Source organism: Marinobacter sp. EhC06 (assembly GCF_001650915.1).
Classification (GTDB): domain Bacteria; phylum Pseudomonadota; class Gammaproteobacteria; order Pseudomonadales; family Oleiphilaceae; genus Marinobacter.
This window is the reverse complement of record NZ_LXYO01000023.1, coordinates 302,283-321,677: the sequence shown is the minus strand read 5'-3', so window position 1 is coordinate 321,677 and position 19,395 is coordinate 302,283. Positions and strand designations below refer to the sequence as shown.

At 60.7% G+C, this 19,395-nt stretch carries 12 protein-coding genes; 4 read left to right on the top strand and 8 right to left on the bottom strand.

Annotated elements, in window-relative coordinates:
* Positions 1–8: 8 nt before the first annotated feature.
* The gene (locus A8B84_RS11435) at positions 9–1,376 is read right to left on the bottom strand and encodes a WS/DGAT/MGAT family O-acyltransferase (protein ID WP_064229307.1); all 1,368 of its coding nucleotides are present in this window, start codon (positions 1,374–1,376) and stop codon (positions 9–11) included.
* Between the two features lie 188 nt (positions 1,377–1,564).
* Between A8B84_RS11435 and A8B84_RS11430 the strand changes: the two genes are divergently transcribed.
* Both A8B84_RS11430 and A8B84_RS11425 read left to right on the top strand, forming a co-directional pair.
* Positions 1,565–2,641, top strand: a complete 1,077-nt coding sequence (locus A8B84_RS11430; protein ID WP_227512799.1) for an efflux RND transporter periplasmic adaptor subunit — start codon at positions 1,565–1,567, stop codon at positions 2,639–2,641.
* Positions 2,641–5,805, top strand: a complete 3,165-nt coding sequence (locus A8B84_RS11425) for an efflux RND transporter permease subunit (RefSeq protein WP_064229305.1) — start codon at positions 2,641–2,643, stop codon at positions 5,803–5,805. The genes A8B84_RS11430 and A8B84_RS11425 overlap by 1 nt, the downstream gene beginning before the upstream one ends.
* A gap of 132 nt (positions 5,806–5,937) precedes the next feature.
* On the opposite strand, the gene nirD is transcribed toward A8B84_RS11425, so the two are convergent.
* From nirD to A8B84_RS11410, 3 genes are all read right to left on the bottom strand, one after another.
* Positions 5,938–6,306, bottom strand: coding sequence for a nitrite reductase small subunit NirD (gene nirD / locus A8B84_RS11420; protein ID WP_064229304.1), 369 nt, complete (start codon positions 6,304–6,306; stop codon positions 5,938–5,940).
* Positions 6,307–6,492: 186 nt separating this feature from the next.
* A complete protein-coding gene (nirB, locus tag A8B84_RS11415) occupies positions 6,493–9,000 on the bottom strand; it encodes a nitrite reductase large subunit NirB (RefSeq protein ID WP_064229303.1) in 2,508 nt (835 codons plus the stop codon).
* 25 nt (positions 9,001–9,025) lie between these two features.
* Positions 9,026–10,258, bottom strand: coding sequence for an NAD(P)/FAD-dependent oxidoreductase (locus A8B84_RS11410; protein WP_064229302.1), 1,233 nt, complete (start codon positions 10,256–10,258; stop codon positions 9,026–9,028).
* Positions 10,259–10,642: 384 nt separating this feature from the next.
* Here A8B84_RS11410 and A8B84_RS11405 point away from each other — a divergent pair, with 384 nt between their 5' ends.
* Positions 10,643–11,938, top strand: a complete 1,296-nt coding sequence (locus A8B84_RS11405) for a nitrate- and nitrite sensing domain-containing protein (RefSeq protein WP_053113573.1) — start codon at positions 10,643–10,645, stop codon at positions 11,936–11,938.
* A gap of 10 nt (positions 11,939–11,948) precedes the next feature.
* Here A8B84_RS11405 and A8B84_RS11400 read toward each other — a convergent pair whose 3' ends face one another.
* The 3 genes from A8B84_RS11400 to A8B84_RS11390 form a co-directional block, all read right to left on the bottom strand.
* On the bottom strand, positions 11,949–12,815 hold the full coding sequence (locus A8B84_RS11400) for an ABC transporter ATP-binding protein (protein WP_008176934.1): 867 nt from the start codon (positions 12,813–12,815) through the stop codon (positions 11,949–11,951).
* A 153-nt stretch (positions 12,816–12,968) separates the two neighbouring features.
* Complete coding sequence (locus A8B84_RS11395) at positions 12,969–13,976, bottom strand: ABC transporter permease (protein ID WP_138103163.1); 1,008 nt, start codon at positions 13,974–13,976, stop codon at positions 12,969–12,971.
* A gap of 27 nt (positions 13,977–14,003) precedes the next feature.
* Positions 14,004–15,386, bottom strand: coding sequence for a CmpA/NrtA family ABC transporter substrate-binding protein (locus tag A8B84_RS11390; protein WP_064229301.1), 1,383 nt, complete (start codon positions 15,384–15,386; stop codon positions 14,004–14,006).
* A 501-nt stretch (positions 15,387–15,887) separates the two neighbouring features.
* Here A8B84_RS11390 and A8B84_RS11385 point away from each other — a divergent pair.
* Positions 15,888–18,533: a nitrate reductase gene (locus A8B84_RS11385; protein WP_082905147.1), complete on the top strand. Its 2,646-nt coding sequence runs from the start codon at positions 15,888–15,890 to the stop codon at positions 18,531–18,533.
* On the opposite strand, the gene A8B84_RS11380 is transcribed toward A8B84_RS11385, so the two are convergent.
* Positions 18,517–19,182 (bottom strand): hypothetical protein, encoded by a 666-nt coding sequence (locus A8B84_RS11380; protein ID WP_064230066.1) that lies wholly within the window; start codon positions 19,180–19,182, stop codon positions 18,517–18,519. The genes A8B84_RS11385 and A8B84_RS11380 overlap by 17 nt on opposite strands.
* Between the last annotated feature and the right edge of the window lie 213 nt (positions 19,183–19,395).

Here is a 19,395-nt window from a genome sequence, read left to right as displayed (position 1 = left end):
CGAGCTGCTTACAGTCCGGCAGCGGTCTCCAGTTCGACCAGGGCTTCTTCGAGGTAGTCGAGCATCCGCTGCAGGCTGGGTAGCGTGCGGCGGCAGCCGATGAGGCCGAATTCCACCTGGTCGCCGTAGCTGGTCAGGGTCATGTTCAGGGCCAGGCGGTCCATGGCGATGGAGACCGGGTACATGCCGTCCATCGTGGCACCGTTCCAGTAGCAAGTTTCTCGCGGTCCGGGGACGTTGGAAATCACCACGTTGAAGGTCTGCCATTTCGGTGCCATGCCCGTAAGCAGATGGAACGCTGCCGGCGCCAGGGTCAGGGCGGTGTAGTTGATGATTTCTTCCGCAGACATGTGGGCGTAGCGGTCTTTGGCCGCCTTAACATCCTCATGGATCTGCATCAGCCGGGTAACCGGGCTGGTGACGTCGGTGTGCAGCGAGGCGAGGATAACGCCCACCTGGTTTCCGCCGGAGCTGTCATCCTTGCGCAGGGACACCGGCACCATGGCGATCAGCGGTTTTTCCGGCAGGGCGTCCTGGTTCATCAGGTAGCTGCGCAGTGCGGTGGCGCACATGGCCATCACCACATCATTGACCGTGGTTCCGTAGATTTTACACACCGCCTTTATCCGGCTGAGCTCATAGGACTGCGCGGCGAAGCGTCGGGAACCGGTGATCTTCTGGTTCAGGATGCTGCGGGGTGCGTGAAAAATTGAGGAATAGGCCGGGTCTTTGCGGGCGTCGTTGATGGTTCGCAGCAGTTCCCGGGCCACGGTGGGCACGGTGCCCAGTTGCTTGCCGGATTCGCCCAGCAGATGGCTGACACTGCGCCACAGGGAGGGGCCGCCATCATCCTTGTCACGTGCCGGGCGGGGAGGCATGGCCCAGATCGGCGGCATGTCCCGCTCGCCGGTATCCTGGCACAGCATCTGGGTGACCATCCGCATGGCCGATACACCGTCCACCAGGGCATGGTGCACCTTGATGTACACCGCAAACTGCCGCTCCCCCAGCCCCTCAATTAAATGAAATTCCCACAGGGGACGTTCCCGGTCCATCAGATGGGAATGTTCCGCCGAGACAAACGACAAGAGCTCCCTGACCCGCCCAGGTGTGGGTAGCGCTTCAAAGCGGAAGTGGTGTTCCAGGTCCAGGTGCTCGTCTTCCACCCAGACCGGCTGGCCGAAACGGTAATCCAGACGCTGGTTAAACGGCGGAGTCACCTTCGTGTACTGCCTGAGCCGGTCGGCCAGCTTTGCGACGTAATCATCCGGTGCGTCGTCGGGAAAAGAAAACAGCTGAAGACCGCCCACGTGCATGGGCTGCTGCCGCTTTTCCAGCCAGAGAAAAAGCTGATCCGTAGGGCTGAGAGGTTTCACAGGGCGTCCTTGTTGTCGGTGTTGTGACAATAGTAGCGCAGATAGCTGGCAACGGGATTGACCCCGGTTCGCATTCTCCCCACCGGCCAGGCCAAACGCGGGCCAAGGTCCGGACAGGGTTTTCCTTCGTAAGCCATGAACTAAGGTTAGTAATTGCATCCATCGAAGTGAATCTTGGAGAAAAGGACGTGGCTACCCCCATGAAGAGCCTGCAGGGTGTTGTTCTGTTTGTGTGCAGCCTGTTTCCGGTGCTCACCGCTGCCCAGGACCTGCCTGGTGTTCAGCTGGAAACCGTCTCTTCAGAAGACATCGTTCAGGAAGTGACCCTGAACGGTACGGTGAATGCCCTTCGGGTATCCGGCATGTCGGCGGCGGTTGCCGGCCTGCTGGATGAGGTTCGGGTGGAAACCGGTGATCGTGTTGCCCGGGGCGATGTGTTGGTCGAGCTGGATGACGAATTGGTCACCTGGGAGTTGGCTGCGGCAAGAGCCGAGGCAGAAGAGGCCCGTAGTCGCCTGGAGGAAGCCCGGCGTCGGCTGCGTGAGGCCAGATCCGTCGGCGCAGGCCGCAATATCGCGGCCACCGAAGTCAGTGCACGGGAAAGTGAAGTGGCCGCCAGCGAGGCGACCCTGGCTCGCCTGGAAGCCGCCCGACGCCAGGTGGAAGTCCGGGCCGGGCGCCACCGCGTGACCGCGCCCTTCGACGGTGTGGTCAGCCAGCGCTCCCGGGATCTCGGGGAATGGGTTACCCCCGGTGACCAGCTGCTGACCCTGGTGGATACCGACAACCTGCGACTGGATTTCCAGGTACCCCAGTCCTTCTACAAACGCATCGACGACAACAGCCGGCTGCTGGTGCAGGACGACCAGGCACTGAGCAGCGCCACCATCGATGTTCTGGTGCCGGTCAACGATCCCCAGTCCCGAACCTTTCTCCTCCGCGCCATCAAGCCCGAATCCGTGAAGCTACTTCCGGGGATGTCGGTTCAGGCGGTCTTGCGGGTCACTACCGGTGAACGTGGCCTGACGGTGTCCCGGGATGCTATCAACCGGTATCCCGAAGGACGAACCACTGTGTGGATCGCCGAACCGGGGGACGAAGACACCTGGACTGTGAGCGAGAAGCGGGTGCGTCTGGGCACCGGCTTCGAGGGCCGGGTAGAGGTCACCAGTGGTCTTGAAGCGGACCAGAATGTGGTGGTCCGTGGCAACGAGTCCCTGAGCGAGGGCATCAGCGTTCGCATTGCCGAACGGGAGAGCCGCTGATGTTTGCCGGCATTATCCGCCACGGCACTCTGGTCACCGTTATTGCCCTGATTGTCGCGATCCTTGGGGCTGCTGCAGCACTGCGGATTCCGGTCCAGATGATTCCGGATCTGGAGGTGCGCACCGTCACGGTGGAAACCAGCTGGCCAGGTGCCACGCCCCAGGACATCGAGAAAGACATACTGATCGAGCAGGAACGGTTCCTGCGCAATGTTCCGAACCTGAGCCGGATGACCTCTACCGCTTCCAGCGGTGCGGCGGAGATCGAGCTGGAATTCCCGTTCGGGGTGGATATCACCGAGACCCTGATCCAGATTAATAATGCTCTGAGCCAGGTGCCGGATTATCCGAGGAACGTCGATGAGCCGCGCATAGTGGCGGCGTCGTTCTCCTCCAACGCATTCATGTATTTTCGTATCGCCACCCTCGAAGGCAATCCCCGTGAGCTGGATATCGAGCTGATGCGCGATTTTATCGAGGACCGCGTGCGGCCGCGGATGGAGAGCGTGCCGGGGGTTTCCGAGGTGACCGTCGGTGGCGGTGCCGACCGGCAGATGCAGGTTATCGTGGACGAAGCCGCCCTGGCCCAGCGTGGCCTGAGCCTGCTCGATCTGCGTGATGCCATTGTCAGCCGCAACCAGGACATTTCCGGCGGCGAGATTGATTCCGGAAAGCGCCGGTATCTGCTGCGCACGGTGGGTCGCTTTGATGATGTTGAGTCCCTGGAGCAACTGGTGGTGCGCCGGCAGGGTGACAGCGTGGTGCGGCTGGGCGAGGTTGCACATGTGCAGCAGGGCCACTCCCGGATCCGGGAACTGTCCGTCGTCAATGGCCAGCGGGTGATCGGCCTGCAGGTGCGTCGGGAGAGCGGATCCAACGTTATCGATATCAAGCACGCCATGATGGACGAAGTCGCCGCCATCAACCGCGAAGTGCTGGAACCGGCGGGCATGACCCTGGGCCTGACCGCAGACGATGCCCGGTACGTGGAAGCCTCGGTTGCCAATGTGTGGACCAATCTGGGGATTGGTGCCGCCTTCGCAACCCTGGTGATGTTTCTGTTTCTGAGGTCCGGCCGGGCCACCTTTGCCGGCGTGGTGGGCATTCCCCTGTGTGCCATTGCGGCGTTTATCGGCCTGCTGATCACCGGTCGCACCATCAACGTGATTTCCCTGGCCGGTATCGCCTTCGCGATTGGCATGACGGTGGATAACAGCATTGTGGTGCTGGAGAACATCGAGCGACACCGCCGATTAGGCCTGGACCGTTTCGAATCCGCGCTCAAGGGCGTGCGGGAAGTCTGGCCAGCGGTGCTGGCGTCCACCACCACGACAATTCTGGTTTTCCTGCCGATCCTGTTCATCGAGGAAGAGGCTGGGCAGCTATACTCCGACGTGGCGATAGCCATCTCCGCCGCCATCCTTGCCTCGATGCTGGTGGCAATCACCATCATACCCACCCTCTGCGCCCGGCTGGATTTCGGTCGCCGGGGCGTTACCACCGATGAATACGGCAATGAAACCTCGGGCCGTTGGAGCCGGGCGGCCATGGCGGCGGTGCATTGGCTGGTGAATGGCGCGGTACGTCGGGTGCTGGTCATGGCTGCAACCGTCGGTTTCAGCCTCTGGGTGATTCTGGTGCTGACCCCGCCTGCCGAATACCTGCCCGAAGGTGAGGAGCCCAAGACCTTTGCGGCCATGTCAGCGCCACCCGGCTACAACCTGCAAGAGATGGAAGCCATTGCCCGACAGGTGGAAGATTACTTCCTGCCCCACGTGAACGCGGATGGCAAGGCCTATGCCGCTGGCGAAACCAGCGTGCCACCCATGGCTTACCTCAACATGCAGGTCACGCCCACCAGAATCCGGATCATCGCGGAGACCCTGAACCCGCGGCATATCGAGGCCCTGATGGACGAGATCACCCGGTTCTACGAACAGTTCCCGGGTATGCGCGCCTTCGCGGCCAAAGGCTCCATCATCTCCAGCAACGACGGCGGCACCCGCAGCATTAACCTGGACATCTCCGGCCCGGACCTGGTGTCGGTCTACAGCGCCGCCAATGCGGCTTACCAGCGGGCCGAGGAGATCTTCGACAATCCCCGCATCCAGAGCCAGCCCTCCACGCTGTCCCTGGCGCAACCGCTGATCCAGATCATGCCCGACTGGGATCGTGCGGCGGAACTGGGTCTGGGAGCAGAAAGCATTGGCTTCACCGTAGCCTCTCTGACCGAAGGCAGCTACGTCGATGATTTCTTCCTGGACGACGAAAAGATCGATATCTACGTCTATGGCAGCGAAGGTCGCAACCCGTCACTGGACAGCCTGCCGGATGTCATGGTGCATACCCCCCAGGGGGCGACCCTGCCCCTGTCCAGCCTTGCCACCATCAAGGAAACCGTGGATACCAGCACGGTGCGCCGTGTCGATGGTCGCCGAACCGTCACCCTGAACGTGATTCCCCCCGATGACGTGCCCCTGGAAGCCGGGGTTGAGCGGGTGCGCACGGAGCTGCTGCAATCCATGCGCGTCAGCGGCGCGTTGCCCGCGAATGTGGATGTGGATATCTCCGGCGCCAGCGACCAGCTGAATGCCACCCGTGAAGCGCTGACCGGCAATTTCATTATCGCCATTGCCATTGTCTACCTGCTGCTGGTGGCCATATTTGCCCACTGGGGATTCCCCCTGCTGATCATGACTGCGATCCCCCTGGGCGTGGCTGGCGGAATTGTAGGTCTGGCCCTGATGAACCTGGTGGGCGGCCTGCTGCCCATGATCGGCCTCCAGCCTCTGAGGCAGCCCTTCGACATGATTACCATGCTGGGCTTCCTGATCCTGATGGGAACTGTAGTGAACAACCCGATCCTGGTGGTGGACCAGGCGCGGCAGAACCTGCGTCAGAAGGGCGTTACCGTAGTACAAGCCGTCACCGGCGCCGTCCAGACCCGGCTGCGCCCCATCGCCATGACCACCCTGACCACCATCTGCGGCCTCTCGCCCCTGGTGTTCCTGCCAGGCGAAGGCACCGAGCTCTATCGGGGCGTGGGCGCCATCGTCCTGTTCGGCCTGCTGGGGGCGGCAATCGTAACGGTGACCTTCCTGCCGTCACTGACCATCTTCGTCCTGGGATGGCGGGAGCGTTGGCGTCGCTCCAGAGAGGTCTAGCCTTGGAGTATCGCCGTCACGCGCCATGGGGGGGTCTTCCGGGGAAAAGCAACTCGCTTCGCTCAAACATCTTTTCCCCTGCACAAAGACCTCCCATACCACGCGCCGGCTCTTGCCGGCATTGTTCTGGGGTCAGGCAGCGACTGATTGGCGTTGATTTGCCCGGACTTCCAAACGGATCTGGTTGCCATCCAGCAACACCGGATAGGTTTTGACACGCACGGTATCGTCTTCCAGACAGACACCCGTACCCAGACTGAAATGTTGCTTGTACAACGGCGACGCCACCACCGGCTCCCCTTTCAGATCCCCGGTAATACCCCGGGCTAGCACATTCGAGCCGCTGAACGGATCTGTGTGACTGATGGCAAACAACGCCGGCAGCCGATGCGGCAGATAAAACACCGCCACCGGTCCGTCCTCAGTCCAGACCGCGATGCCGGATTCCGGGACCAGGTCTTCTACTGTGCAAACGGCTTCCCAACGAGTGCGTGGTTTCATTGTGTTTCTCCTATTCCTTCTGCGTTTATTTCAACTGTGCGTTACAAGCGATACCACGGAAGCTTGGTGAGCGAGGTGGTATGGGGGTGCTTTTCTGTCGGGAAAAAGATGTCTGAGCGAAGCGAGTTGTTTTTCCCAGAAGAAAAGCACCCCCATGGCGCCTTGCTCTTCACCAGAACCTAAAGTCTACGCAGACTCCAAAACAGGTCGACGCTGCCCCCGCTCAACAGTCCACTCCTGAACCGGATCGCTCTGCGAAGGCGCATTAACAAACTCCCGGAAGCGCTTCCGCTTCTCCGGATCCTCAACGGCCGTCTTCCATTCGCACTGGTAGGTCCCAACAATCCCCTCCATGTGCTCCTCCAGCTCTGCGCCAATGCCCAGACTGTCCTCCAGCACCACCTGCTTCAGGTACTCCAGGCCGCCCTCCAGATTTTCCATCCAGACACTGGTGCGCTGCAGCCGGTCGGCCGTGCGTACATAGAACATCACCACCCGGTCGATGGTTCGGATCAGCTCCTCGTCAGACAGGTCCGTGGCAAACAAATCGGCGTGGCGGGGCCGCATGCCGCCGTTGCCGCAGACATACAGGTTCCAGCCGTTCTCCGTGGCGATCACACCAAAGTCCTTACTCTGGGCTTCGGCGCATTCCCGGGTACAGCCGGAGACTGCCATCTTCACCTTGTGGGGCGCCCGCAGGCCCTTGTAGCGGTCTTCCAGGCGAATCGCCATGCCCACGCTGTCCTGAACGCCATAGCGACACCAGGTATTGCCAACGCAGGACTTCACGGTACGCAGTGACTTGCCATAGGCATGGCCAGTCTCGAACCCGGCGGCGATCAGTTTTTCCCAGATCTCCGGCAACTGGCTCAGGGTGGCACCGAACAGGTCCACGCGCTGGCCACCGGTGATCTTGGTGTACAGATCGTATTGCTTCGCCACCTCACCCAGCACAATCAACTTGTCCGGGGTGATCTCGCCGCCGGGAATGCGCGGCACAATCGAGTAAGTGCCGTTCTTCTGCATGTTGGCCATGAAGGTATCGTTGGTGTCCTGCAGCGGCACGTGATCCGTGGCCAGGATGTGCTCGTTCCAGCAGGTGGCCAGGATCGAGGCCACTGCCGGTTTGCAGATGTCGCAGCCGTGGCCCTTGCCGTGCTGGCTGATCAGGGTGCGGAAGGTGCGGATGCCGTTGACCTTCACCAGGTGAAACAGCTCCTGGCGACTGTACGGGAAGTGCTCGCACAGATCCTTGCTGACCTCCACGCCGCGTTTTTCCAGCTCACTGTCCACGACGTTCTTGAGCAGGGCGGTGCAGCCGCCACAGCCGGTGCTGGCCTTGGTTTCGGCCTTGACGCTGCCAAGGTCCGAGCAGCCGGCATCAATGGCGCCGAAGATATCGCCCTTGGTGACGTTGTGGCAGGAGCAGATGGAAGCGGTTTCCGGGAGGGCATCGGGGCCCAGGGCCGGCGCCCCGCCCTGACTTTCCGGCAGGATCAGGGTTTCCGGATTCTCCGGCAGGGTGATGCCATTGAGGGCGTATTGCAGCAGGGTGTCGTAGTGGCTGTTGTCGCCCACCAGGATGGCGCCCAGCAGGGTCTTGCCGTCCTCACTGATCACCATGCGCCGATAGTGGCCGGCCTGCTCATCGTTGAATCGGATGTTGCGGGCGCCCGGGGTCTGGGCATGGGCGTCGCCGATGGAACCCACGTCCACGCCCAGCAACTTGAGCTTGGTGCTCATGTCGGCACCGGTGAAGGCAGTCTCCCGATCGCCGTTCAGGGCGGAAGACAAAGTGCGGGCCATGGTGTAGCCGGGGGCCACCAGGCCGAAAATTTTCTGTTCCCAGAGCGCGCACTCGCCAATGGCGTGCACATGGGGGTCCGAGGTGGTGCAGTGGTTATCGATCACGATGCCGCCGCGCTCGCCGATCTCCAGGCCGCTGGCCCGGGCCAGGGCGTCCTGGGGCCGAATGCCTGCGGAGAAGACGATCAGGTCTGTCTCGAGGAAGGATTCGTCGCTGAAATTCATGCACAGACGGGCATCCTCGCCCTCGGTGATCGCTGTGGTGGCCTTCTCGGTGTGTACCTGAACGCCCAGCTCCTCGATCTTGTGGCGCAGCAGGGCGCCGCCATCGGTATCAAGCTGAACCGGCATCAGCCGGGGCGCAAATTCCACCACGTGGGCTTCCAATCCCAGGCTCTTGAGCGCATTGGCAGCTTCAAGGCCCAGCAGGCCACCGCCTACCACCACGCCTGTGCGGGCACCTTCTGAGCTGGCACGAATGGCATCCAGATCATCCAGGGTCCGGTAAACCAGGCAGTGCGGGCGATCATTGCCCTTGATGGGAGGCACAAACGGATAGGAGCCGGTGGCCAGCACCAGTTCGTCGTACCGGTAGCTGCCACGGGGCGTTTCCAGGGTGCGATGTTCCCGGTTGATGCCGGTTACCTGTTCGTTCAGGTGCAGTTGAATGCCCTGCTCGGTGTACCACTCCAGCGTGCCCATGGCGAGATCGGCATGGCTGGAGCCGCCGAAATACTCGGACAGGTGAACCCGGTCATAGGCCAGCTGTTTTTCCTCGCCGAACACGATGATCTCGAAATCGGCAGCGGCCGGGCTGGCGCAGAATTGTTCCAGGAAGTGATGGCCGACCATGCCGTTGCCGACGACTATCAGGGTTTTCTTGCTCATGGGTCTGTCCTCTTTCCGGAGCGGCTCATGCCGCCGCCTCGCAGTAGTTCTTGCCGAATGCAATGAAGTCCCGGTAGCGGGAAATATCGTCCTGCTGCTGAATGCGCTGGCTGTACCAGGGGCCGTCCCGGGTGTCGCCCAGCAGTACGGCGCCGGTCAGGCGCTGATTGCGGATCAGCAGCCGGCAATAGTGGTTCTGTTCGTGGTCCTGCCAGACCACGGATTCGGTGTCCCCGTCGGGGCTGATCTGTCCGCAGGAGAAAATCGGAACGCCGCTGATCTTCAGGCGGGTCGGTGTGTCCACCGGCCGATACTCGGCGTCTGGAGTGTTTCCGTTGAGCACGCCTGCAAGCACCTCGGCCTGCTGGTACCCGGGTTCCACCAGTCCGAAGGTGGTGTTTCCACGCTGACAACACTCACCCAGCGCAGAGATTGCCGGATCGCTGGTGCTTAGCTGCCCGTCCACGAGAATGCCGCGATCGCATTCCAGGCCGGCAGTCCGGGCAAGCTCGGTAGCAGGCGTGATACCGGTGGCGAACAGCACCAGATCCGTGCTGACGAGAGTTTCGTCATCCAGCTGGACGGCCCGGACCATGGAACGCCCGAGCAGGGCTTTGGGAGCCGTTCCGGTGCGAATATTTACGCCCCGCTCTTCCATGTGCTGTTGCAGGAGCTGACCCCCGATTCTGTCCAACTGACGGTTCAGAAGATGGCCGCTGCGGTGCAGCAGGGTGACGGCCATACCACGCTGGCGGAGACCTTCAGCGGCTTCCAGGCCAAGAAAGCCTCCTCCGACGACCACCGCCCGCCGATGGCGGCCAGCAGACTCAATCAGGGTCCTGGTGTCTTCCAGGTCCCGGAAGGTCATGACACCCGGAAGGTCTGCGCCCGGTAGCCCCGGTTTTGCGGGCCTCGATCCGGTGGCCAGCACCAGATGGGTGTAGGGCTGTACCCGACCGGATCCGGTGGTCACCGTCTGATCTTGCCGATTGATGGTGACTACCGGTGCTCCGTTGCAGACTTCAATGCCGTTGTTCCGAAACCACTCGTCGTGCTGCAACGCCAGAGAAGCTTCGTTTGTTTCGCCGGCAAGCAGCAGCGAGAGTTGTATCCGGTTGTAGGCAGCGGATGCTTCGCCGTTGAACACGATGATGCGGGTAAACGGTCTGACTCGCCCACGGCAGAGAGCTTCCAGCAGGCGTTGCGAAACCATGCCGTGCCCGCAGATCACCAGTGTCGATTCAGTGTTTCCTGTCATTTCGCTCGAACCCGTACTTTTCGACTAAACAAAAAAAGCCGGAGCATCTATTCCCGAGGGGAAATCGATGGTCCGGCGCCAATGCCAACAACAATGATCTGATGGTCCGGCCTGATCCTTGGCCGGGACGTTCGTCCTTACCAATTGCAAAGCGATCTTCGTGCCAGTTCTTCGAACCTTTAAAAATCATACGGTTAGCGTTTTTCAGGGTTGCTATCACCTTTACGAACACTTGAAAACTGCCCTGCGACGGGGCGGATTGCACGGTTTTGGGCCAGATGCGGTGGCGCGGTAATTGCTGCGCACTGGCAAGAGGTTGGTTACGCGAGTGACTGATCTGACCGTGATTGTCGCATTAGAGGCTGTCTGCCTCCGGAGTCTGTTATGAACACCAAACGTGCCGCCGCCTATAAATCGCCATCCGCGGGCGACTACCTGATTGCCTCGAAAAGCTGCGAGTTGATGAACCTCCAGTACTTCTTGCAGATGGGCAAACTGGTCCAGTGCATCAGCAATCTGGTACATGCACTGCAGTGTGAGCGAGGTGCGTCTAACGTGTTTCTTGGTTCTTCCGGCGAAAAGTTTGCCCAGGAGCGAAAACACCTGGTTGCGACGTCGGATCGGCTCCGTTCGGAGTTTGAGCAGGCCCTTGCCGAGATTCACCAGGAACTGACGGCGCATCCTGTCAGTAGCCGCCTGCTTAACCAGCTCGCGAGCGCCCTGCACGGCCTTGAGGGCCTGCCGGAACTGCGACGGTGTGTGGTGGCCCGGAAAGTAACTGCGGCCTCTGCCACCGAGGATTACAGTACCCTGATCCACAACCTGATTGCGGTTGTGTTTGAAGCTGCCGATACCGCGGTTGACCCCACCATAGCGGGGCTTCTGGTGGCCATGGTGCACCTGATGAACGGCAAAGAATTCTGTGGACAGGAGCGGGCTGTCGGTTCGGCGGGGTTTTCCAGTGGCCGGTTTGATCGTGCACTGTCAGAGCGCATGGCGCACCTGATTGAGGCGCAGGAGCGCTGTTTCGAGGTGTTTAACAGCTTTGCCGATGAGGGTTCCCTGGACCTGTGGGAAAAACTGCGCGAAAACCCCCGTGAGTCCGAAATTGAGAAGCTTCGCCAGCGGGGCACTGCCATTGGTCGTTATAAAGACCTGGATCCGGCCCTGGCCGATGAATGGTTCAGGCTCATGTCTGAGCGGATGGACGAACTCAAAAAGATAGAGGATTCCGTGGAGGGCTGTTTTCATGCCCGTTGCACCGAGCGTTTTGCCGATGCCAGAAACTCGCTGGCCCACCAGGAAACCCTGATTACTTCCCTGGATGCCCAGGAACCGGCTTCTCAACCCATGTTGGTGCTGTGCGATTCCGGAAACGAACAACAGGCCGGTGAGTCCTGGGCCAGCGATGGTATTGGTCAGCAGTTTGGCCGCTCCATCTTCGATCTGGTCCAGGAGCAAACCCGGCGCCTGCAACAGATGACCGATGAGCTGCAGAGTGCCAGGGAAGCTCTGGAAGACCGCAAAACCCAGGAAAAAGCCGTGCTACTGCTGATGGAGCATCGCAGGATCAGCAACGACGAAGCTCACCGGGTATTAAGGAAACTGGCCATGGACCAGGGCCGGAAGTTGCCCGAGGTGGCCCGGGCCCTGGTGTCCATGGCGGATGTGCTGAAGTAACCGAAACGTATCACGCCCTGGCGGCCCGGGCCTTCGGTTGCTCACCCTCGGAGGCTTCCGGCTTTCCCGAACGACGTGGCGAGATGTGTTCCAGCTTGCGCTGTTTCTCGTACAGGAAGCGCAAGACCTCCTGCCGATAATGCACGTACTCCGGGTTGTCCGCCAGAGTCACCCGGTTGCGGGGCCGGGGCAGATCAATGTAAAGATCCTCGCCCACGGTGGCCTCGGGCCCGTTGGTCATCATGATGATCCGGTCTGACAGCAACACCGCCTCGTCCACATCGTGGGTGATCATGATGACGGTGTTATTCAACTCCTGCTGAATCTCCATCAACGAGTCCTGCAGGTGGGCCCGCGTCAGTGCATCCAGTGCGCCAAACGGCTCGTCCATCAGCAGAACACTGGGTTTCATGGCCAGGGCACGGGCAATCCCCACCCGCTGGGCCATACCACCCGATACCTCACCCGGTCGCTTGTCCGCCGCATGGGCCATATTCACCAGTTCCAGATTGTGATGAATCCAGTCGCGCCGCTCCTGCTTGCCCATCGATTTTCGAAACACCTGCTGCACTGCCAGCTCGACATTTTCGTACACCGTCAGCCAGGGCATCAGCGCATGGTTCTGAAACACCACCGCACGCTCTGGCCCCGGCGAATTCACCTCATGGCCATCCAGCACACAGCCACCCTTGGTGGCCTGAAGCAGGCCAGCCACAATGTTCAGGACGGTGGACTTGCCACAGCCGGAGTGGCCAATCAGGGAAACAAACTCGCCCTTCTGTATCTTCAGATTAATGTTGTCCAGAGCCACAAATGGCCCCTTCGGCGTATCAAACGCCATCTCGACACCAGTCAGTTCCAAATGTGTTTTACTCATGGAAGTCACCTCTCAATCATGCGGAGCTCCGGGCAGGGGATGCCTCCCGGGACCCTCAAAAACATGGATGTTTTTGCGGAGCGTACATGGATGTATTCACCGCGTGTCCCGGGAGGCATCCCCTGCCCGGTGCGGCATACTCCAAACCAGGGCTCATTCGTTCCAGGCAACCCGGCGCTGAATCAAAAGCATCACCCGATCCAGCACAAACCCGATAAACCCGATAGCCAGAACCGCCACCATGATCCTGCTCAGGGACTCACTGCTGCCGTTCTGGAATTCATCCCAGACAAACTTGCCCAACCCCGGGCTCTGGGCCAGCATCTCGGCTGCGATCAGCACCATCCAGGCAATGCCCAGCGACACCCGAAGGCCGGTGAAAATCATCGGCACTGAAGAGGGCAGAACCACCTTGCGGACATGGGTCCAGAACGACAGCCGCAGCACTCGGGAGACATTCAGCAGATCCGGATTGACCGCGGCCACACCGACGCTGGTATTGATCAACGTGGGCCAGAGACTGCACAGGGTGACCGTGATCATGGAGGTCAGGAACGACTTCTCGAACATCGGGTCGTCGCTCACGTAGGTTGCTGAGACCACCATGGTCACCAGCGGCAACCAGGCCAGCGGTGACACCGGCTTGAACACCTGGATCAGCGGGTTGACCGCCGCCTGGAAATGCCGGTTCAGGCCCACCACGATGCCCAGGGGCACGGCGATGGCGGTCGCCACGATGAATCCGGCCAGGACAGTAACCAGACTGGTCAGGATCTGGTCGGGAAAAGTGGGGGCACCGGGGTAATCCCGGATCCTGACCTCAGCCTCAGGGTTGTCCGCCAGAATCCGGGCGTTCCGCTCTTCCTGCATGGCAATGAACTTGTCGGCCCGCTCACGTTGGTTGACGTGCTCCTGCCAGAGTTGCCCCGATTGTTCCAAGACCTGTGCCGGGCCCGGGAAGCTGCCCAGTGAGGTATCCACCTGCGGTGCAGCCAGATGCCAGAAACCGACAAATACCAGAATACCTATCAGTGGCAGCAACATCTGGCGCCCGGTGGCGGCGAGCTGGCCGGGTGTCAGCGACTCACCGAGGGACCTGAATCTCTGGCCCAGCCAGCGCGGCGGCTGGGAGGGTTTTTTGGCCGAAGTAATCGTAGTCATGGTTATCAAACCTCCTTGCAAACCCGGTTACGGGGTTTGCGTACCTTTCAGGCCGATCTCGAAACTGTCGATATAGGCGTTGGGTGTTCGGGGGGTGAAGGCGATACCGTCAATCAGCTCGCCCTGTTGCGGGCGCTGAAAGTTCTCGGCATCGAAGTCCGGAAAATCCGAGGCCTTCAGCGTGCCGTCGGCAATCAGTGAACGGGCCGCCTGCTGGTAGATGTCGGCCCGGTAAACCCTGGCTGCGGTTTCCATATACCAGTCGTCCGGCTTGGCCTCGGGGATCTGGCCCCAGCGGCGCATCTGGGTGAGATACCAGATGGCATCGGACGGATACGGGTAGGTGGCGTGATACCGGAAGAAGACATTGAAATCCGGGACCTCGCGGACGTCACCTTTTTCATACTCGAAGGTACCGGTCATGGAGTTGGCAATCACCGCCTCATCGGCACCTACATAGCTGGGCCGGGCCAGAATTTTCACGGCCTCGTCCCGGTTGGCATTGTTGTTCTCATCGAGCCAGTGGGCGGCGCGAATCATCGCGCGAAGCAGGCGCAGGTGTGTGTTGGGGTAGTCTTCGGCCCACTGACGGGTCACGCCAAAGACCTTCTCCGGGTTGTTCGGCCAGATTTCATAATCGGTGATGACGGGAACGCCAATGCCCATGAAAACCGCCTGCTGGTTCCAGGGCTCGCCCACGCAGTAACCCTGTATAGTGCCCGCTTCCATAGTGGCCGGCATCTGCGGCGGTGGCGTCACTGACAGGTGCACGTCGGCTTCCAGAGTGCCGCTGGTGTCGCCGCGCTGGGGGGCGTAGTAGCCGGGGTTCAGTCCGCCGGCTGCCAGCCAGTAACGTAGCTCATAGTTATGGGTGGACACGGGAAACACCATGCCCATCCGGAACCGTTCGCCCCGATCCCGGGCCGCTTCCACCACGGGCAGAAGTGCACTGGCGCTGATCGGGTGCTCGGGCTTGCCGTCGGTATTATCGGGGATATGCTGGCTCATGGTGTCCCAGACATCATTGGAAACCGTTATGCCGTTGCCGTTCAGGTCCATGCTGAAGGCCGTGATGATATCGGCCCGGGTTCCGTAGCCAATGGAGGCGCCGAGGGGCTGGCCGGCGAGCATATGGGCGCCATCCAGTTCTCCGGTAATCACCCGGTCCAGCAGGACCTTCCAGTTTGCTTGCGCTTCCAGTTCTACAAACAGGCCTTCGTCCATAAAGAAGCCCTGTTCCCAGGCAATCGCCAGGGGCGCCATATCGGTCAGCTTGATAAAGCCGAGCTTGAGGTCCGGCTTCTCGGCCGGACCAATTTCCGCGTGAGTCCCCGTGCTGACTGTCCAGAAGGTGGCTGTTAGCAGAATTCGAGTGAGCCAGCGGGCGGCTCTTCGTGTGAGCGTGTACATGGATATACCTCATTCTGTGTGGCCCAAACGCAAAAACGCCCGCTCTCCGTTGCCGGAAAGCAGGCGCCTGTGCCTGGGGATCAGTTTTCTGTTGAGTCGTAACGCGCGTCTCTGTTTTTAGTCTTGCACGGGCCGTGCCATATCGGCTGGTCTCGATAAAACAACGAGTTAGGAGAGTTCTTCGAGGAGGCGGCAGGTATGGTGAGCGGGTATTCGTCTGGTTTTAGTGCGTGGTAGGGCAGGTTTGCACCACTTTGATACCGGATTTGATGGTTGGCCCGGAGCCTTGGCGCATTGATGCGGGGCTGAAATCCTCGAGGGCCGCCATAGTCGGTGCCTGGCAGACCCCGGAGCCGCTCTCGATCGGAATGGCCCTGTTATTGCAACCGGTTATGCGACTGTTCAAGACAACCTGATTCCATTGGCAAAGAAGCCCGCCCCTGATGCGCCTCCAAGGCATCCGGATTGGCGGGCTTTTTTTATGAAACTCGAGGAGGTGCTGTGACCGGTACCAACAAAAAACCGGCGACGGTTCAAACCACCTGCCCGTATTGCGGTGTGGGTTGTGGATTGAGCGCAACGCCATCTGCGACCCGCGGGGATGAGACACATCCGGCGAATCTGGGGCGCCTTTGCGTGAAGGGCTCTGCCTTACACGAAACGCTGACTCCTGATGGACGACTGTTGCGGCCTGTTGTTCACGGTCGTGAAAGTGCCTGGCCGCAGGCAGTGGCGGAAGTGGCCCGACGGATTCGTGAATCAGTGGCGCTTCATGGGCCCGGGTCTGTGGCCTTCTATCTCTCCGGTCAGTTATTGACGGAAGATTATTACGTGGCCAACAAACTGGCCAAGGGGTTTATCCGCACACCCAACGTGGATACCAATTCCCGCCTGTGCATGTCGTCCGCCGTCGCTGCCCATAAAAGGGCCTTTGGCGGGGATCTGGTTCCTGGCTGTTATGAAGACCTGGAACTGGCCAACCTGTTGGTGCTGGCGGGCAGCAATGCCGCCTGGGCGCATCCGGTGCTCTATCAGAGAATGCAGGCTTCGGCGCGACCCGGTCGTCGTGTGGTGGTGATTGATCCCCGTAAAACCGCCACCAGCGATCTGGCGGATCTGCATCTGGCCATCCGTCCCGGGACCGATACGGTGCTGTTCAATGGCTTACTGGTCTGGCTGGCCGACCAGCAGACTGTTGACCATGGTTACCTGGCTGATCATTGTGAGGGTTTTGACGCCAGCCTCAGTGCTGCCAGATCCGCGGCACCCTCTCCCGAAGCGGTGTCCAGGATCTGCGAGCTGCCGTTAGAAGATGTCATTACCTTTTACCGATGGTTCGCAGAAGAGCAGCGCACGGTGACGGCGTTCTCCCAGGGCATCAATCAGTCTTCGGCCGGCACCGATAAGGGCAACGCCATTATCAACTGCCATCTGGCCACAGGCCGGGTGGGCAAACCCGGCGCCAGCCCCTTTTCCCTGACCGGCCAGCCCAATGCCATGGGTGGCCGGGAAGTGGGAGGGCTGGCCAACACCCTTGCCGCCCATATGGATTACGACAGCCCGGGTGCCCGGGACCGCGTGGCCCGGTTCTGGGAGACCGAGGCGGTCGCAGATGGACCGGGCATGAAAGCCGTAGACCTGTTCGATGCGGTTGAGCGGGGTGATATCAAGGTGTTGTGGATCATGGCCACCAACCCTGCGGTCAGTTTGCCGGAGACCCATCGTATCCGGCGGGCCCTGGACCTGTGCCCGACAGTCATTGTTTCTGATTGCGTCAGGGACACTGACACCGCTCGCCATGCAGACATCCTGTTGCCGGCGGCGGGTTGGGGTGAGAAAGACGGCACGGTTACCAATTCCGAACGCTGCATTTCCCGTCAGCGGCGCTTTCTGCCGTTGCCCGGAGAAGCCAGGCCCGACTGGTGGATCGTCAGTGCGGTGGCCCGCGCCCTGGGACACCAGGCGGGCTTTGACTATGAAAGGCCCGCGGACATTTTCCGGGAACATGCCCGGTTGTCCGGGTTCGAGAACGCCGGTCAGCGTTTCTTTGATATTTCCGGGCTGGCGGAGTTGAGCAATGAACAATACGAGTTGCTTGAGCCTTTACAATGGCCGGTTACCGGGGCGGCGTCTGATTCCAGGCGACTGTTCACTGACGGTCGGTTTGCTACCGCCAACGGGCGCGCCCGACTGATCCCAGTTGCCTCTCGATTACCGGTCAGGAATCCGAATGAAGCGTTTCCGTTGATCGTGAATACGGGCCGTATCCGGGACCAGTGGCACACCATGACCCGGACAGCCCGGTCCAGTCGGTTGCTGGCCCATCGCCCCGAGCCGTTCATTGAGGTGCATCCCGAGGATATTCGGGCGCTTTCCCTCACCCCGGGGGCATTGGCAACACTGAAGAGTGCCCATGGGCACTTTGTCGGCCGGGTGCGCAGTGCGCCGGAGCAGCGGCGTGGTGAGGTGTTTGTGCCGATCCACTGGAACGATCAGTTCACCGGGCAGGGTCTGGCTACAGCGCTTACTGACAGCCTGGTGGACCCGATATCCGGGCAACCGGAGGCCAAGTACGGTCGTGCTACCCTCACCCATTGGCCTGCCCGTTGGTATGGACGTTTGCTGGTGCGACAGGATCGTCCAAAACGCTGGAAGGCAGACTACTGGGCCCAACAGGTTCTGCCCGATTGCGATAGCTGGATCGTTGCGGGGCAGTGCAACATGGATTGGAAAAGTGCTGTGTCAGACTGGCTCGGCGGCCAGCCGCAGCTGGTGATGGAAGATGTCCGCGAAGGCCGCTTCCGGGCGGCGCGGTTGCGCAATGGTCAGTTGGAGGCGGTATTGCTGGTGGATCGTGACCCGGCTGCCCTGCCATCCGTGGACTGGCTGGTCAGCTGCTTTAGTCAGTCAGAGCTCGACGAGGCGAGCCGGCGCGGCCTGCTGGCGGCAAAGGCCGTCGATGGGGATGATGCCGGCAACCTGGTTTGCAGCTGCTTCCAGGTTGGGGACCGACAGATTCAGCAGGCGATTGGGCTGGGTGCCAACAGCGTCGATGCCCTCGGCCGTGAGCTCAAATGCGGCACCAACTGTGGGTCCTGTGTGCCGGAGATTCGGAGTCTCCTGATTGCCGCTACCGAGGCGGTGTAAGCGGGCTTAGCATCTGCACCGGAACCCTGTAACGCACCCCTTTCGAGTGCCCGATACCGTCCACGGTGCAGGTCTTTCGATTGACCCGGATAATCTGCCCGTGCAGTTCCCGCCGGCCGGCACCAAAGCGTACGGTATCGCCCACCTGCCAGTGGGCCATCTGTTGCCTTGTGTCCACAGGCTCGAAGGGCGTATCCGGTAGCGCCAGGCCCTGTTCCCGGGCCTCATCTGCCAGGGCCTTACGGGTCGCTTGCGCGGCCCCGTTCTCGTGCAACTCATCCAGAATGGTATAGAAATGGCGGTTGTGCACAGAACCCCGATACCGCTGTCCAGCACTTTGCTGCAGGAGATGGGCAAACTCATGGCAGCAGGTGTGTGCCAACAGATTCAGAGTACTCAGTTCCCCGCCAAAGTACCCCCGTTTCCGGATCTCCCGGCCCGACAGCCAGCCGCTCGCCGTCTCCGGCTGGTGCTTGGCGGCAATCATGCGGACACCGTAGGTGATCAAGTGTTGCCGGTCTCGAGAATCGTAACGGTGATAGGTGGCCTGGCCGGACCCAACCCGGCAATGCAGGACGCTGCCCGGATTGCGTTCCCGGACCCACTGCTCTGCCGGTTGCCAGAGCCAGTCCCGGGTGACGGCGCACATGAGTTCGCCAAGGCTGATGGCGGTCTGGGTTGGTAGGGGCGCTTTCTGCAAACCTGGGTACCTGGCTACTTCACGGATGCGTAATACCAAACAAGCTTAACGTTCGAATTTACGGTTTGCTATGGTCTGGCTCGGCAATATTATGCGGTGGTACTGATTATCGACCTTGGGAAAGGTCCAGCGAAGCCGATACTTGAATGACCTATGCCATTC